The sequence below is a fragment of the Kitasatospora sp. NPDC090091 genome (genome assembly GCF_044747365.1).
In the GTDB taxonomy this organism is placed as follows: domain Bacteria; phylum Actinomycetota; class Actinomycetes; order Streptomycetales; family Streptomycetaceae; genus Kitasatospora.
The window spans coordinates 179,488-195,540 of sequence record NZ_JBIVDY010000005.1 but is presented as its reverse complement, the minus strand read 5'-3'; the positions used below and the strand labels follow the sequence as shown (position 1 = coordinate 195,540).

The 16,053-nt window shown below is 74.4% G+C and carries 11 protein-coding genes; 5 read left to right on the top strand and 6 right to left on the bottom strand.

All coding sequences use genetic code 11. The features are described from left to right. The first annotated feature begins 82 nt into the window (after window positions 1–82). Window positions 83–604: a GtrA family protein gene (locus tag ACIPSC_RS10735; RefSeq protein ID WP_400824699.1), complete on the top strand. Its 522-nt coding sequence runs from the start codon at window positions 83–85 to the stop codon at window positions 602–604. Between the two features lie 134 nt (window positions 605–738). Next, the gene (locus ACIPSC_RS10730) at window positions 739–1,953 is read left to right on the top strand and encodes an ROK family protein (RefSeq protein ID WP_400824698.1); all 1,215 of its coding nucleotides are present in this window, start codon (window positions 739–741) and stop codon (window positions 1,951–1,953) included. A 7-nt stretch (window positions 1,954–1,960) separates the two neighbouring features. Here ACIPSC_RS10730 and ACIPSC_RS10725 read toward each other — a convergent pair whose 3' ends face one another. Next, window positions 1,961–3,022 (bottom strand): ABC transporter permease, encoded by a 1,062-nt coding sequence (locus ACIPSC_RS10725; RefSeq protein WP_400824697.1) that lies wholly within the window; start codon window positions 3,020–3,022, stop codon window positions 1,961–1,963. A 238-nt stretch (window positions 3,023–3,260) separates the two neighbouring features. Between ACIPSC_RS10725 and ACIPSC_RS10720 the strand changes: the two genes are divergently transcribed. Continuing rightward, window positions 3,261–4,811: an MDR family MFS transporter gene (locus ACIPSC_RS10720; RefSeq protein WP_400824695.1), complete on the top strand. Its 1,551-nt coding sequence runs from the start codon at window positions 3,261–3,263 to the stop codon at window positions 4,809–4,811. A 100-nt stretch (window positions 4,812–4,911) separates the two neighbouring features. Here the strand turns inward: ACIPSC_RS10720 and ACIPSC_RS10715 are convergent, their stop codons facing one another. Next, window positions 4,912–5,169, bottom strand: coding sequence for a hypothetical protein (locus ACIPSC_RS10715; RefSeq protein ID WP_400824694.1), 258 nt, complete (start codon window positions 5,167–5,169; stop codon window positions 4,912–4,914). Window positions 5,170–5,195: 26 nt separating this feature from the next. Continuing rightward, window positions 5,196–6,386 carry an anion permease gene (locus ACIPSC_RS10710; RefSeq protein WP_400824693.1) on the bottom strand — a complete coding sequence of 397 codons (1,191 nt, stop codon included), beginning with the start codon at window positions 6,384–6,386 and terminating at the stop codon, window positions 5,196–5,198. 334 nt (window positions 6,387–6,720) lie between these two features. Between ACIPSC_RS10710 and ACIPSC_RS10705 the strand changes: the two genes are divergently transcribed. Beyond that, complete coding sequence (locus ACIPSC_RS10705) at window positions 6,721–8,397, top strand: NlpC/P60 family protein (RefSeq protein WP_400824692.1); 1,677 nt, start codon at window positions 6,721–6,723, stop codon at window positions 8,395–8,397. Between the two features lie 78 nt (window positions 8,398–8,475). On the opposite strand, the gene ACIPSC_RS10700 is transcribed toward ACIPSC_RS10705, so the two are convergent. Continuing rightward, complete coding sequence (locus ACIPSC_RS10700) at window positions 8,476–10,761, bottom strand: FdhF/YdeP family oxidoreductase (protein ID WP_400824691.1); 2,286 nt, start codon at window positions 10,759–10,761, stop codon at window positions 8,476–8,478. A 176-nt stretch (window positions 10,762–10,937) separates the two neighbouring features. On the opposite strand from ACIPSC_RS10700, the gene ACIPSC_RS10695 reads away from it, so the two are divergent. Continuing rightward, window positions 10,938–12,863, top strand: a complete 1,926-nt coding sequence (locus tag ACIPSC_RS10695) for a protein kinase (RefSeq protein WP_400824690.1) — start codon at window positions 10,938–10,940, stop codon at window positions 12,861–12,863. Window positions 12,864–12,913: 50 nt separating this feature from the next. Here ACIPSC_RS10695 and ACIPSC_RS10690 read toward each other — a convergent pair whose 3' ends face one another. Both ACIPSC_RS10690 and ACIPSC_RS10685 read right to left on the bottom strand, forming a co-directional pair. Next, entirely contained in the window at window positions 12,914–14,827 is a 1,914-nt protein-coding gene (locus ACIPSC_RS10690; RefSeq protein ID WP_400824689.1) for an FAD/NAD(P)-binding protein, read from the bottom strand. Beyond that, on the bottom strand, window positions 14,824–15,906 hold the full coding sequence (locus tag ACIPSC_RS10685; RefSeq protein ID WP_400824688.1) for an amino acid ABC transporter permease: 1,083 nt from the start codon (window positions 15,904–15,906) through the stop codon (window positions 14,824–14,826). The genes ACIPSC_RS10690 and ACIPSC_RS10685 overlap by 4 nt, the downstream gene beginning before the upstream one ends. Window positions 15,907–16,053: the final 147 nt, after the last annotated feature.

Below are 16,053 nucleotides of genomic sequence, written 5' to 3'. Positions count from 1 at the left end.
GGGCGGCCCGGCCGGGGCGGCGCGGGCCCCGGCCGACCGCCGCCGAGTAGCGGGCGGCGGGTGGCCTGGCCACACTGCGAAGATGCCGTCCCCGACGCAGCGGGCCCTGGCCAAGGTGCCGGCCGGGCTGCGCCCCTTCCTGGTCAGGCACCGCCGGCTGGTGAAGTTCCTGATGGTCGGCAGCCTCTGCTTCGCCCTGACCACCGTGCTCGACTTCACGCTGAAGTTCACCGTGCTGGAGCGGAAGCCGGTGGCCGCGCTCACCGTCGCGACCGTCGCGGGCACCGCGGTCTCCTACGTGCTGAACCGCCAGTGGTCCTTCCGGGCGACCGGGCGGCGGCGCGAGGTGCTGCTGTTCGTGCTGGTCAGCCTGGTGGCGATCGTCGTCAACGACCTGCCGCTGATCGCCTCGCGGTACCTGCTGGAGCTGCGCGAGCCGCAGGTGACGGCCTTCACCCAGGAGGTGGCCGACTTCCTCAGCGGGATGGTGGTGGGCACCTTCATCGCCATGCTGTTCCGCTTCTGGGCGATGCAGCGCTGGGTCTTCACCCGGACCGCCGAACCGGCCGCCGCCCCGGTCGAACAGCCGCAGTGGATCCCCTGACGGGCAGGGACCGGACCGGCCGGCCGCCTGCTCCGGCCCCACCGGGAGCGGGCGCCCGAACGCGGTTACGCTGCAAACGACCGGCCCGACGGCCGGGGAGCGGCAGCCGAGCGCGGCGAGCGGGGTGAAGGGCGATGCGCGACACGGACGGCCTCCGGGCCGGTCCCGCCAGCCAGCAGGGCATGCGCCGGTCCAACCTGGCGCTGGTGCTCGGCGTGATCGCCCGTGCCCCGCGCTCCCGGGCCGAGGTGGCCACCGAGACCGGGCTGACCAGGGCGGCCGTCTCCTCGCTGGCCGAGGAGCTGATCGCCGCGGGCCTGCTGGTCGAGGAGGGCCCGGCCGCGCCCAGCGGCAAGGTCGGCCGGCCGGGCACCGCGCTCGGACTCAACCCCGAGGGGCCGGGCGGCCTCGGCGCCGAGATCGGCGTGGAGCACCTCGGCGCCTGCGTGGTCGACCTGCGCGGCGAGGTCCGCTCCTGGCGCCGCCAGGAGATCCGCAACCGGGACCGGCGACCGGCCGCCGTCATGGCCGACCTTGCCGAGCTGCTGCGCCGGGCCACCGCCGAGGCGCGGCTGCGGCCGGCCGGGCTGGCGCTGGCCGTCCCCGGACTGGTCGGCGACGGCGGCGGGGTGCTGCAGCGGGCCGCCAACCTGGGCTGGCGGGACGTGTCGCTCGCCGCGGAGCTGCGGCTCGCCCTGCGGGCGGCGGGCGCCGAGACGCTGGCGGAGCTGCCGGTGGAGGCCGACAACGAGGCCAACCTCGGCGGGCTCGCCGAGCTCTGGCTGGGCGGCGGGCCGGACCACTTCCTGCACGTCTCGGCGGAGGCCGGGGTGGGCGGGGCGATCGTGGTCGGCGGCCGGCTGCTGCGCGGGGCCCGCGGCTACGCGGGCGAGCTGGGCCACGTGCCGGTCCACCCGGACGGGCCGCCCTGCGCCTGCGGGGCGCGCGGCTGCCTGGAGCAGTACGCGGGGGAGGCCGCGGTGCTGCGGGCCGCCGGGCTGGAGGGCATCCGCGGAGACTGGGTGGCGATGCTGGCGGAGCGGGCCGAGGCCGGCGACGAGGAGGTGCGGGCGGCACTGGCCGGGGCCGGCGAGGCGCTGGGCACCGCCTCGGCCGGTGCGGTCAACCTGCTCGACCCGGCCGAGGTGGTGCTGGGCGGCGGCTACGCCCAGCTGGCGCCCTGGCTGCTGCCGGCGATGCGGGCCGAGCTGGCGGCCCGGGTGACCGTCCGCCCCTGGTCGGGCGAGCGGCTGAGGGTCTCCCGGCTCGGCCGCCGCGGCCCCCTGCTGGGAGCCGCGGTCGGCGTGGTCCGGGCGATCGTCGCCGACCCGGGCCGGTTGGAGGGGTGACCCGGGCTCAGGCGGTCTCCGGCCGGTTCTCCAGCAGCTCGCGGCTGCGGCGCGGCGGGCGGCCGATGACGGCGGCGAAGGTGATGCCGACGCCGACCAGGGCCCAGACCACCAGCACCGCGATCGGCCGGGTGAGCCCGGTGGCGTCGAAGTAGACGATCGAGCGGGCCGCGTCGGTCCCGGCGCCGTTCGGGATCCAGGCGCCGATCGCCCGCCAGAACGCCGGCATCATCGGCGGCGGGAAGACCCCGCCCGCGCTCGGGTTGCCGAGCACCACGAAGACCAGCACCGCGATGCCGATGCCGATGATGTCGAACAGGCACTGCAGCGCCATGGTGAACGCGCCGACCGCGAAGACCACCAGGGCCCCGACGGCGACCAGGCCCCAGAACCCGCCGGACAGCGCGCCCAGCACCGGTCCGACGATGACCGCGCCGCCGATGCCGGCCGCGACCGAGTACAGCGCCAGGGTGCCGAGCCGGATCAGCGCGCGGTGGACGTTGGCGGGCTTGGCACCCGCGCTGACCCCGAGGATCGAGGCGACCAGGTAGCCGCCGACGCACCAGCCGATCACCAGGTAGAAGGAGGACAGGCCGTTGGTGTCGGACCTGGGCAGCGGCACCACGTCCTGGGTCTTCACCGTGCGGCCCTGGCTCTTCTCCAGGCCGGTGACGATCGCCTCGGCGGCCTTCGCGGCGGACGGGCCGCGCGCGCCGCCGACCAGCAGCGTGTCCTCGGTGCCGGCCGGGTTCACGACCAGCGCGGCGTAGATCTTCTGGTCCTTGATCTGCGCGGTGGCGGTCTCCGCGTCCGGCGCGGTCACCGCCTTCACGGCCTCGTTCGGCACCGACTCCAGCGCCGCGACCAGCTTGGGGGAGACCTGCGGCGGGGCGACCACCGCGATCGACAGTTCGTGCGGCTTGGGCTCGTGGAGCGCGCCGACGTACGAGGTGATGAAGCCGAGCTGGAGCAGGAGTACGGCGATCACCAGCAGCGCGGCGCGCGGAGTGACCGCTCCCTTCAGTTCGGCGAGGAGACCCTGCCTCGGTACCTGCCCGGCGGCGGTCATCAGACGACTCCTTGTCCGTGGGTCCATGGGGGAAGAGCAAATACTTCATACCATGAAATAGTTTCGCCGCCCGGGGTGCCCCGCCGCTCCGGGCTGCGGCGGGCGCGGGTGCGGGCCTTTGCCTGGACTTGAAGAAAGTTGCCTTACACAACCATCGCTCCTATGGTTGTGTAAGGCAACGATTTTTGGCTGTCGTCCGGCGTTGCCGCCTCCGCCCGCACCCCGCCGAAGGACCCCGATGACGACCACCGTCCGAGCCGCGGCCGGAGCCGCCGCCACCGACGACCGACCCATGACCCACCGGCAGGTGATGGAGGCGCTCTCCGGCCTGCTGCTCGGCCTCTTCGTGGCCGTCCTCTCCTCCACCGTCGTCTCGAACGCGCTGCCCCGGATCCTGACCGACCTGCACGGCGGCCAGTCCGCCTACACCTGGGTGATCACCGCGACCCTGCTCACCCTCACCGCCTCCACCCCGATCTGGGGCAAGCTCGCCGACCTCGCCAGCAAGAAGCTGCTGCTGCAGATCGCGCTGGTCATCTACATCGCCTCCTCCGCTCTGGCCGGGCTCTCGCAGAACACCGGCCAGCTGATCGCCTGCCGCGCCCTGCAGGGCATCGGCGCCGGCGGGGTGACCGCGCTGGCCCAGATCTGCCTGGCGGCGATGGTCCCGCCGCGCGAGCGCGGCCGGTACAGCGGGTACTTCGGCGCGGTCTTCGCCCTGGCCACCATCGGCGGCCCGCTGATCGGCGGCGTCATCGTGGACACCTCCTGGCTGGGCTGGCGCTGGTGCTTCTACGTCGGCATCCCGTTCGCACTGGCCGCGATCGCGGTGCTGCAGCGCACCCTGAAGCTGCCGGTGGTCAGGCGCCGGGTGCGGATCGACTACCTGGGCGCCCTGGTCATCACCGGCGCGGTCAGCCTGCTGATGATCTGGATCACGCTGGCCGGCAAGAACTACGCCTGGCTCTCCTGGCAGACCGCGGCCATGGTCGGCGGCGGCCTGGCGCTGGCCGCCCTCGCCGTGGCCGTCGAGCGGCGCGCCGCCGAGCCGATCGTCCCGCCGCACCTGTTCCGCCACCGCACCGTCACGCTGGCCGCGATCGCCAGCGTCCTGGTCGGCATCGGGATGTACGGCGCGACGACCTTCCTCAGCCAGTACTTCCAGCTGGCCAGGGAGAAGTCCCCGACCGTCGCGGGCCTGATGACCCTTCCGATGATCCTCGGCCTGGCCGTCTCCTCCACCGTGGCCGGCAGGCTGATCACCAAGTACGGCCGCTGGAAGGCCTTCCTGGTGGCCGGCACCCTGCTGCTCGCGGTCGGCTTCGCGCTGCTCGGCACCGCCCGGGCCGACACCCCGTACGGCATGCTCTCCGTCTCCATGGCGGTGACCGGGATCGGCCTCGGCCTGACCATGCAGAACCTCGTCCTCGCGGTGCAGAACACCGTGCCGCGCGGCGAGCTCGGCGCGGCCAGCTCGGTGGTCACCTTCTTCCGCACCATGGGCGGCGCGATGGGCGTCTCCGCGCTCGGCGCGCTGATGAACGACCGGGTCGGCCACTACCTCGCGGAGAACCTGGCGGCCGCGCACCTGCCGGCCGGCGGCGGTGCGGCCGGCGGCGGCATCCCGGACCTGCACCGGCTCCCGGCCCGGGTCGTCCCGCTGGTGACCGACGCCTTCGGGCACGGTGTGGGCGTGGTCTTCCTGGCCGCGGCGCCGTTCGCGCTGCTGGCCTTCGTGACGGTGCTCTTCATCCGCGAGACCGTGCTGCGCACCACCCAGCAGGACTGACCGCAGGCAGGGTCCGGACATGCCGAAGGGGCCGGGGCCGGCAGTACTCGTCGGAGTGCTGCCGGCCCCGGCCCCTTCAGGTTCTTCCCGGGTGTCGTGCTCAGTGGCCGGCGATCAGCGACAGCCCGTAGAGGACGGCCGCCCCGCAGACCGCGAAGCAGGCGTACGCGCCGGCCAGGGCCAGCTTGCCGGAGCCCCCGGCCGCAGCCCCGGCGCCGTCGGCCGAGCTCCGTGCGGACAGCGCGGCCTCGCGGCGGGAGAGCGCCAGGATGCCCAGCGCGAAGACGGCGACCACGGCGACGGTGATGCCGAAGCTGAATCCGGCGGTCTGCGCCAGGGCGTTCCACTTGATGTGCATGGTGTGTGCTCCTCGGCCGGCGGCGCTCAGGCCGCGACCGTGGTCGAGGCGGTGGTGGGAACGGCGGCCGGGCCTGCCGCGACGGGGGTGACGGCGTCGGCCGGGGCGGCCTCGGCAGCCTCGTTGACGTTGTCCGCGCCGACCGGCTGGCGGCGGGAGAGGACCCACATCGTGCCGGAGCCGGCCACCAGGGCGGCGCCGACCACGGCCACGCCCCAGTTGCCCTGCTGGGCCACGAAGGCGGCGGCGCCGGACACCGTGGCGGCGGCGGGCAGGGTCAGGCCCCAGGTGTAGACCATGCGGCGGACCAGGCTCCAGCGCAGCTTGCCGTCCGGGCCGCCGAGGCCGGCGCCCATGATGCCGCCGGAGCAGACCTGGGTGGTGGAGAGGCCGAAGCCCATGTGCGAGGAGGTCAGGATGACGGTCGCGGCGGCCGACTCGGAGGCGAAGCCCTGCGGCGCCTTGATGTCCGCCAGGCCCTTGCCCATCGAGCGGATGATCCGCCAGCCGCCCATGTAGGTGCCGATCGCGATCGCGGCACCGGCCGAGACGATCACCCAGGTGGGGGGCAGCGCGCCCTTCGGCAGGGCGCCGACCGAGACCAGGGTCAGGGTGATGATGCCCATCGTCTTCTGGGCGTCGTTGGTGCCGTGGGCCAGCGAGATCAGCGAGGACGAGAACACCTGGCCGGTCTTGAAGCCCTTGGTGACGGTCTCGCCGTTGCTCTTGCGGGTGATCGCGTACGCCAGCTTGGTGGCGCCCCAGGAGGCCAGGCCCGCGACCAGCGGGGAGGCGACCGCCGGGATGAGGATCTTGGTGACCACGGTGTCGAAGTTGACGCCGTTGACACCGACGCCGACCACGGTGGCGCCGATCAGGCCGCCGTAGAGCGCGTGCGAGGAACTGGACGGCAGACCTCTCAACCAGGTGAGGAGGTTCCACAGGATCGCGCCGACCAGGGCGGCGAAGATGATCTCCGGGTGGATGCCGGTCTTCTCGTTGACGATGCCGCCGGAGATGGTGGTGGCGACCTTCACGGACAGGAACGCGCCCGCGAAGTTGAGGACGGCCGCGATGGTGACCGCGACCTTCGGGCGAAGGGCCCCCGTCGCGATGGAGGTGGCCATCGCGTTGGCGGTGTCGTGGAACCCGTTGGTGAAGTCGAAGGCGAGCGCCGTGATGATCACAACGGCCACCAGGAACGAGATGTGTTCCATACCCAAACAATCGTCGTAGTTGTCGCACTGACGTTGGTGTCGGTCGCGACGGTAGGGAGGCTCGGTGAACGGAAGGTGAACTAGGCCGGGATTTACGGTTCCGTCAGTGTCGGTAGGGTGTCTGACGCCTTGACGGAAGATGTCCTGAGCGGCGCTGAGCTGGACATTAGCGGAGATCGCCCCGGTTTGCGTAGTTCTGCTGAGAGCTGCCTCACACCGGACCTGAGAATTCACCGACCCGCCCTGGTGCGGTCTGTTTCTGGCGGGTAACCCATGGCAGGATCGGCGGGGATTCCGGGGACCCCGGAGCGGACAGGTCGGGGAGGACACACCCATGGGCGGGGCTGCCAAGCACACGGAATCGGCCGGAACGAGACCGTGGGTGCGGGCCGCGCTGCGCTGTGGGGCCCTGCTCGCCGCCGCCGCGCTGGCTCTGCCGATCGGCGCGCAGGCCGCGTACGCCGCACCCGACCCCGGCACCCCGGGCGTCACCGCCCCGACCGTCGCTCCCGGTGCCGACCCGCTGGCCGACGCCAAGGCCACCCTCGGCCCGATGCTCGACAAGCTGCACGAGCTCTACACGAGCGCCGAGGCCGCCACCGAGCAGTACAACGCCGCCGTCGCCAAGGTGGCCGAGCAGCAGGCCGCGGCCGCCGACCTCAAGGACCGGCTGGAGCGCCAGCAGAAGCAGGTGGACGCCGGTACCGACGTCGCCGCCCAGCTCGCCGCCGCCCAGTACCGCAACGGCTCCGCCTCCGCCTACGCCGAGCTGCTGCTCTCCAAGGACCCGTACGAGGCGGTCACCATCGCCGAGCTGCTCGCCGCCGCCAGCCGCTCGCAGTCCGAGTTCCTGGACCGGCTCAAGAACGACCGGGACGCGCTCACCGAGCTGCGCCGCAAGAACGACGAGGCGCTGAAGGCCGCTCAGGCGCTGGTCGCCCAGCAGGACACCGCCAAGGCCAAGGTCGCCACCGACCTCGCCGCCCTCGAACAGCTGGTCTCCTCGCTCACCGGCGCGCAGCGCACCGAGCTGGAGAAGCTGGAGAAGGCCAAGGCCGACGAGTCCCAGCTGGCCTTCCTCGCCTCCGGTGCGCTCGGCAAGGGCGAGCGGACGCCGTCGCTGGCCGGCCGCGCCGCCGTCGCCTACGCGCTGGCGCAGCTGGGCAAGCCGTACGTGTGGGGCGGGGCCGGCCCGGACGTGTTCGACTGCTCCGGCCTCACCTCGCAGGCCTGGCTGCACGCCGGCAAGCCGATCCCGCGGACCAGCCAGGAACAGTGGGCCCAGCTGCAGCACGTGCCGCTGAACCAGCTGCGCCCCGGCGACCTGGTCGTCTACTACGAGGGTGCCACCCACGTCGGGCTGTACATCGGCGGCGGGCTGATCGCCCAGGCACCCCGGCCGGGTGCGGTGATCAAGGTGTCGCCGATCGGCTCGATGCCGATCCTGGGCGCCGTCCGGCCCGACCCGGAGACCGCGCCGGACGAGGCGGGCGGCGTCTGGAAGGTGCCGGACCTCCCGGCCGGCTGGGACTCCGTCACCCCGATCGCTTCGGTGCCGGCCGCGCAGCTGCCGGCCGTCCCGAACCAGCCGGCCCCCGCGCCCGGCACCCCCGCCCCGGGGACGCCGACGCCGACCACCCCGGCGCCGGGCACCGGCACGCCGACCGACCCGGGCACGCCGTCCACCACGCCGACCGGGACGCCGACGACCACGCCGACCGGCACCCCGACCGGGACGCCCACCGGCACGCCGACCGACCCGGGCACGCCGACCACGACGCCGACCGGGACGCCGACGACCACGCCGACCGGCACCCCGACCGGGACGCCCACCGGCACCCCGACCGGTACCGGCTCGCCGAGCGGGACGGGCTCGCCGAGCGGGACGGGCTCGCCCTCGACCGGCTCGCCGAGCGCGACCACCACGGCCGGCGGCACCGGCTCGGCCCCGGCGTCCGCCCCGGCCTCGGGGAGCGCCCCGGCGACGCCGCTGCCGTCCGCGCAGAACTGACCGCCGAACGCCGGAGGGGCCGGCGGACCCGTCACGGGTCCGCCGGCCCCTCCGGCGTTCACTCGGTGCTGCCGGGGCTCAGCGCTCGCCGCTGTCCGGCTCGAAGCGGACGACGACCGCCTTCGAGGTCGGGGTGTTGCTGATGTCGGCGGTGGAGTCCAGCGGGACCAGCACGTTGGTCTCCGGGTAGTACGCCGCCGCGCCGCCGCGGGCGACCGGGTAGTGCACCACCTTGAAGTGCGGGGCCCGGCGCTCCACGCCGTCCTTCCACTCGCCCACCAGGTCGACGTACGCGCCCTCGGCCAGACCGAGCTCGGCGGCGTCGGCGGGGTTGACCAGAACGACCCGGCGGCCGCCGGTGATGCCGCGGTAGCGGTCGTCCAGGCCGTAGATCGTGGTGTTGTACTGGTCGTGCGAGCGGAGCGTCTGCAGCAGCAGCCGGCCGGCCGGCACCTCGGGCGCGGTCATCGGGTTGACCGTGAAGTTCGCCTTGCCGGTCGCGGTCGGGAAGGTCCGGGAGTCGCGCGGCCCGTGCGGCAGGGTGAAGCCGCCGGGGCGGCGGACCTTCTCGTTGAAGTCCGCGAAGCCGGGCACCACGCGGGCGATCCGGTCCCGCAGGGTGTCGTAGTCGGCGGCGAAGTCCTCCCACGGCACGCTGTCCTGCGGACCGAGCGCGGCGCGGGCCAGCCGGCAGACGATCGCCACCTCGGAGAGCAGCCCCGGGGCCGGCGGGCGCAGGCCGCCGCGCGAGGAGTGCACCTGGCCCATCGAGTCCTCGACCGAGACGAACTGGGCGCCCCGGGCGGTGACGTCCCGGTCGGTGCGGCCGAGGGTGGGCAGGATCAGCGCCCGTGCACCGGTGATCACGTGCGAGCGGTTGAGCTTGGTGGAGACGTGCACGGTCAGCCGGCAGCGGCGCATCGCAGCCTCGGTGACCTCGGTGTCCGGGGTGGCCGCGACGAAGTTGCCGCCCATCGCGAAGAACACCTTGACCAGGCCGTCGCGCATCCCGCGGATGGTGTCGACCGAGTCGAGGCCGTGGGCGCGCGGCGGCTCGAAGCCGAACTCTCCGGCCAGCGCGTCCAGGAAGGCCTTCGACGGGCGCTCGAAGATGCCCATCGTCCGGTCGCCCTGCACGTTGCTGTGCCCGCGCACCGGGCAGACACCGGCCCCCGGGCGGCCCACGTTGCCCCGGAGCAGCAGGAAGTTGACCACCTCGCGGATGGTCGGCACGGCGTGCTTGTGCTGGGTCAGGCCCATCGCCCAGCAGACGATGACCTTGCGGGAGCCGAGCACCAGCCGGGCCAGCTCCTCGATCTGCTCCCAGGGCAGGCCGGTGGCGGCGAGCACCTCGTCGCGGCCGGTGGTGCGGGCCTCGGCGGCGAACTCCTCGAAGCCGTGGCAGTGCTCCTCGACGAAGGCGCGGTCGACGCCGCCGTCCGCGTCCAGGATCAGCTGGTTCAGCGCGCGGAACAGGGCGAGGTCGCCGCCGAGCCGGATCTGCAGGAAGAGGTCGGTCAGCTTGGTGCCGTGGCCGACCAGGCCGCGGGCGTGCTGCGGGTTCTTGAACCGCTCCAGGCCGGCCTCGGGCAGCGGGTTGACGCTGACGATGGTGGCGCCGGCGCGCTTGGCCCGCTCCAGGGCGGAGAGCATCCGCGGGTGGTTGGTGCCCGGGTTCTGGCCGGCCACGATGATCAGGTCGGCCTGGTAGAGGTCCTTGAGCGAGACGCTGCCCTTGCCGATGCCGAGGGTCTCGGTGAGCGCCGAGCCGGACGACTCGTGGCACATGTTGGAGCAGTCGGGCAGGTTGTTGGTGCCCAGCCGGCGGGCGAACAGCTGGTAGGCGAAGGCGGCCTCGTTGCTGGTCCGGCCGGAGGTGTAGAAGGCGGCGCCGTCCGGGGTGTCCAGCGCGCGCAGCTCCTCGGCGATCAGCGCGAAGGCGTCGTCCCAGGAGATCGGCGCGTAGTGGGTGGCGCCCTCGTCCAGCAGCATCGGCTGGGTGAGCCGGCCCTGCTGGCCGAGCCAGTAGCCGGAGCGCTCGGCCAGCTCGGCCACCGAGTGGGCGGCGAAGAACTCGGCGCGGATCCGGCGCTCGGTGGCCTCCTCGGCCACGGCCTTGGCGCCGTTCTCGCAGAACTCCGCGGTGTGCGTCTTGTCCGGCTCCGGCCAGGCGCAGCCCGGGCAGTCGAAGCCGTTCGGCTGGTTGACCTTGAGCAGGGTGGCCAGGGTGCGGCGCGGGCCCATCTGCTCGGCGGCCATCCGCAGGCTGTGGCCGACCGCGGGCAGCCCGGCCGCCGCGTGCTGGGGCGCCGACACCTCGGGGGCGTCCTGCGCCGGGTCGCTCTGCGGGGCCTGCTTGGCCATGACTGCGCTCCTCGGCTGCTGGGTCGGCCACCGCGTCCTTGCGGCGCCTCGGCCCGGAGTACTGCGGGGCCTCGGCCCCCATCCTGTCACCTGGACGGCGGTGCCGGGAGGCCCGCCGATCCCGGCGGCAGGCGTCGATAGAGTGTGACCGCTTGCGAGAGGCGGGGGTGGGACGGGTGAGGGTCGGGGACGTGCTCGACGGCCGGTACGAGCTGGTCGAGCGGCTCGGCCAGGGCGGCTTCGGCGTGGTCTGGCGGGCCTTCGACACCCGGATGCAGCGCCAGGTGGCCGTCAAGGTCATCGGCCACCACGGCGAGGACCAGCAGAAGGCGGCGCTCCGGTTCGTCCGGGAGGCCTGTGCGGCCGGCAACCTCTCGCACCCGCACATCGTCACCGTGCACGATCTCGGCGAGGGCGAGCTCGCCGGCCGGCAGGTCACCTTCCTGGTGATGGAGCTGCTCATCGGCCACACCCTGACCGCGGTGCTCCGGGCCGGTCTTCCCGACCCGGTGCGGAGCCTCACCTGGGGGCGGCAGATCTGCGACGCGCTGGCCGCCGCCCACGACGCCGGGATGGTGCACCGGGACATCAAGCCCGACAACATCATGGTCACCGAGGCCGGCGTGGTGAAGGTGCTGGACTTCGGCATCGCTCAGCTGGACACCGGGGCCGGCGGGCTGACCACCACCGGGACGGTGATCGGCAGCCCGGCGTACATGGCGCCCGAGCGCTGGACCGGCGGGCGGGTGGACGGCCGGGCCGACCTCTACGCCTTCGGCTGCGTCCTGGTCGAACTCTGCACCGGGGCCCGGCCGTTCACCGGGGACTCGACGCCGGTGCTGATGTACCAGCACCTCAACGAGCCGCCGCCGGCGCTGGACCCGGCGCAGTTCGGGCTGCCCGCGGAGGTGGCCGGGCTGGTCGCCGAGCTGCTGGCCAAGGACCCGGAGGACAGGCCGGCCGACGCCCGGGCGGTGGAGCGGCGGCTCGCCGTACTGGCGGAGCGGTACGCGGCGCAGGCGGCAGCCGCAGAGCCGGCGGGGCCGGTGCCGACCGCCACCGTGCTGGACCGGCCGGTACTGCCGGCCGCGTCCCCGGCCGCGTCCCCGGCCATGCCGCCGGTGGCCCCGCCGGTCGCGCCGCCGCCCGCCGAGCGACCGGCGCCGGTCCCGGCTCCGGTACCCGTCCCGCCGCAGCCGGGGCCGTCCGCGGCGGCTGCGCCGCCCGTCCCGGCGGCCGCGCCGGCGCTCCCGGCCGGGCCGGTGCTCCCGCCGCTGACCACCCCGCCGGTCACCGCCCCGCCCGCGGCGGCCGACGCCGTCCGGGCGGCGCTGCGCGAGCGCCGGACCGCGGCCTTCCGGGCGGCGACGGCCGGCGAGTCCGCCGCGGCGCTGCAGTCGGTGGCCCAGGACGCCGTCGTCGCGCTCGGCGCCACCGACCGCGACACCCTGGCCACCTGGCGGGACTTCACCTGGTACCTGAGCCGGGCCGGCGACCTCGACGGCGCGATCCGGCTGCTCACCGTCGTGGTCGAGGACATGCGGCTGGCCCTCGGCCCGGCCGATCCGGACACCCTGAGCGCCCGCTACCACCTGACCTGGTGCATCGGCGAAAGCGGCGAGACGGTCACGGCGATCCGCCAGCTCACCCAGCTGCTGCCCGATCTGCACGCCGTCTGGGGCGGCCACGACGCCCGGGTGCTCAAGGCGCGGCACGACCTGGCGGTGTACGCGGCCAACCGGGGCGACCTCGACGGCGCCGTGCTGCAGCTGCGCACGCTGCTGCCCGACCTCGCCCGGGCGCTCGGCGAGCAGCACCCGACCACCGTCCAGGCCTGGCACGACCTGTCCGGCTACCAGCAGCGGCTCGCCCAGCCGGCCCGGCGCTCCCGGACGGTGCGCCGGGCGCGGATCGGCCGGGAGGAGGCCGTGGTCCTGGTCCGGCGCCTGCTGGCCTGGGACTTCGCCTCCGACCAGGAGGCCAACGCCTGCCTGAACGCGCTGGAACGCGGCACCGGGATCAAGGGCGTCGGGGACTGGATCCTTTCCGCGCCCGACCACGTGACCGCCGAGGACCTGGTGGAGGAGCTGCTCAGCCCCTGAGCCCCGGCCGGGAGCGCCGAACCCCGGCCGGGACGCCGTTAGGCCGCGGCTCAGCGGCCGGCCAGGGCCGCCGGGGTGCCGGCCAGGGCGCGGAGCAGCGCCCGGGCGGCGGCGTCGTTCTGGCGGAACCCGGGCGCATCGGTGCGGGGCCGGGCGAAGGCGGCCGCGGACCGGTGGGTGGTGTGCGGGCCGAGAGCGGTGCGCCGCGGGTGCGCCCCGCCGTCCAGGGCCGGGTCGAGCACCCGGCTGTCGCCCGGGTGGACGGTGACCAGCCCGGAGCGGTGCGTGTGCCCGGCGTCGGCGACCACCTCCTCCACGATCCGCCCGGCGCCGTGCAGATCGCGCAGCACCGGGTCGCCGGTGCGGGTGAGGTCGTGCTTGGGCAGGTACGCCTCGACCAGGGCGGTGGCGGTCACGGTGTGGCCGGGCACGGTGCTGCCGGAGGCCCGCCAGGTGCCGGTGGACTCGTCCCGTTCGACCCGGATGCCGGCGCCGAGGAAGCGCACCACCCCGGCCTCGGAGAGCGCGAGCAGCTGGCGCAGCCGGAAGCCGGGCGGTCCGGAGGCGAGGTAGCTGAAGAAGCCGAAGAACCACTCGTCCACCTCCTCGCCGACGGAGCGCGCGGTGAGCCGGCCGGAGGCGAGGACGCGCGGCAGCTGGACGAAGAGCGAGAGGACGGCGAGGAAGGCGCCGAGGTCGGCACTGTGCGCGGGGTCGGCGCGGCGGCCGGCGTCGGCGGCGATGTACCCGCGCAGGTGGTGCTGGAGTTCCTCGGCGGAGCCGAGTTCGAGGCCGGCCAGCGGGTGGTCGAGCCGCTCGAAGTCCAGCCGGTCGGCCGGGTCCGGGACGGCCCGGTCGATCAGCCCGGCGAGTTCGGGGGAGTACCAGCCGTACGCGTCGTAGCCGGCCAGGAACTCCGCCCAGGGCAGCGCGGTCCGCTCCGGGTGGGCGTGGAACAGCTCGTGGTAGTGCCCGAAGCCGATGTCCTTGGCCATCAACGGCCAGAAGTCACGGCGCAGTTCGAGCGGGCCGGGCCGCTCCAGCGCGGCGTCGACGGCGGCCGCGTCGAAGTAGCGGGGGAGCGGGGCGCGGGGGCCCTGCAGGGCGTAGTCGGTCTTGGAGTGGTACGGCACCCCGCGCCGGGAGCCGACGTGGATCACCGGTTCGCGGCCGGACGCGCGGTACACCAGGCCGGTGGGCGTCTCCTCGAACCGGCCGCCGCGGCCCTCGGTGAGCAGCGCGACGAGGTCGACGAAGGCGAGCCCGAAGCCGCGCAGCACGGTGTGCTCGCCGGGCGAGATCCCGTCGAGGTCGGCGTCGGCGGAGAAGGCGGGCGGCAGGTGGAAGCGGCCGTGCCGGGCGGCGAACTCGGCGTCGGCGGCGTACCGGGGGTGCGGGGCGGAGTCCAGGTGGCCGAGGGTGAGGGTGACGTGGTCGGCGGTGAGCACCCGGTCGCCGAGGTGGACCGACTGCGGTCCGTCGACCGGCCCTTCGATCCGGCGGGCGGTGTCGCGGTGCACGGTGACGGTGACGTGCGGCGGCAGGTCGGCGACGGCGCGGCGGAACACCCAGTCCAGGTAGGCGCTCTGGGCCCGGCGGGTGGGGAAGTCGGTGGGTGCGAGGGTGCGCAGCTCCGCCCGGATCGCCGGGTCGGCGGTCTCCCGGTAGGGCTCGAACTCCTCGGGGCGGGCGGCCCATTCGGCCATCGAGGGGCCGGGGCGGACCGGTCCGTCGATGGCGCAGCGCTCGTCGGTGAACATCGTGACGTCCTCGGCCATCGAGTTCATCCGCAGCAGCGGGGACTGGTCGCGGCGCCAGATCCGGCCCGCGCCGGGCGGGTACGGGTCGACCAGGTGGATCTCCAACGGCCGGTCGGCGGGGAGGAGTTCGGCGGCGTTGGCGGCGATCCGCTCCAGCAGCCCGGTCCCGCGTGGGCCGGCTCCGACGATCACCAGCGTGCTCATGCCCGCACCTCGCCGGCCGGGGCCGCGCCGGCCGCCGTGGCCGGGGCGGCCGGGGCGGCCGGGGCGGCCGGGGCGGCCGGGTCGGCGGCGGCGCGCAGCCGGCGCAGGGCGGCCCGGGCCCGCTGCAGCGGGGTGGGCGGCAGCCCCTCGCGGGTGGCGCCCCTGGCGTAGTGCCGTTCGACGTAGTACTGGCCGATCGACAGCACGGTGGTGATCACGACGTACCAGATGGTGGCCACCATCAGCATCGGGATGACCTGGTAGGACTGCAGGTAGACCAGCTGCACCGAGTAGAGCAGGTCGGAGACGGCCAGCACGCTGATGATGCTGGTGCCCTTGAGCGCGCTGATCAGCATGTTGCCGGCGGTCGGCACGATGGTGCGCATCGCCTGCGGGACGACGATCCGGCGCAGCACCCGCCACCGGCCCAGGCCGAGCGCGGAGGCGGCCTCCAGCTGCCCCCGGTCGACGGCCAGGATGCCGCCGCGGACCACCTCGGCGGCGTACGCGGCCTCCAGCAGGGTCAGGCCGGCCAGGGCGGTGAAGGTGGGCCCGAACAGGTTGACCGTCCGGACGGTGAGGAACTCGGGACCGAACGGGATGCCGAGGCCGAGCGTCGGGTAGAGCGCGCCGATGTTGAAGAAGAGCAGCAGCTGCACCAGGGCCGGGGTGGAGCGGAAGATCCAGATGTAGACCCAGCTGAGCGTGCGCAGCACCGGGTTGGTGGAGAGCCGCATCACGGCCAGCACGGTGCCCAGGGCGAAGCCGAGGGTCAGGGTGGCGGCGGTCAGCCAGAGGGTGAGGGTGAGGCCGTTCAGGACGGAGGGCGCGGTGAACCACGCCGCCACCACGTCCCACTGGAAGGCCTCGTTGCGGATCACCGAGTTGAGCACCATCGCGAAGAGCAGCAGGGCGACGGCGGCGGAGACCCACTGGCCGGTGCGGCGGCGGCCGACGATCCTGGCGCCGGGGTCGGCGGTGAGGGCGGTGGCGGCGACGGTGGCGTCGTCGGCGGTTGGCGGGGCGGGCTGCTTGCGGACGGCGGCCGGCGGGGGAAGGACGTCCTGCGGGGTGGCCATGAGGAGGGCTCCAGGGGGCGGCGCGGGTGCGGGGCGGGTGGTACGGAAGCGGTCACGTACGGGCCGTCACACCGGTCCGCGTCCCTCAACACGGCCGGCTTGCACTTGCACTCCGGTGCGATCGTACGCATCCGCGAACGGCGGCTG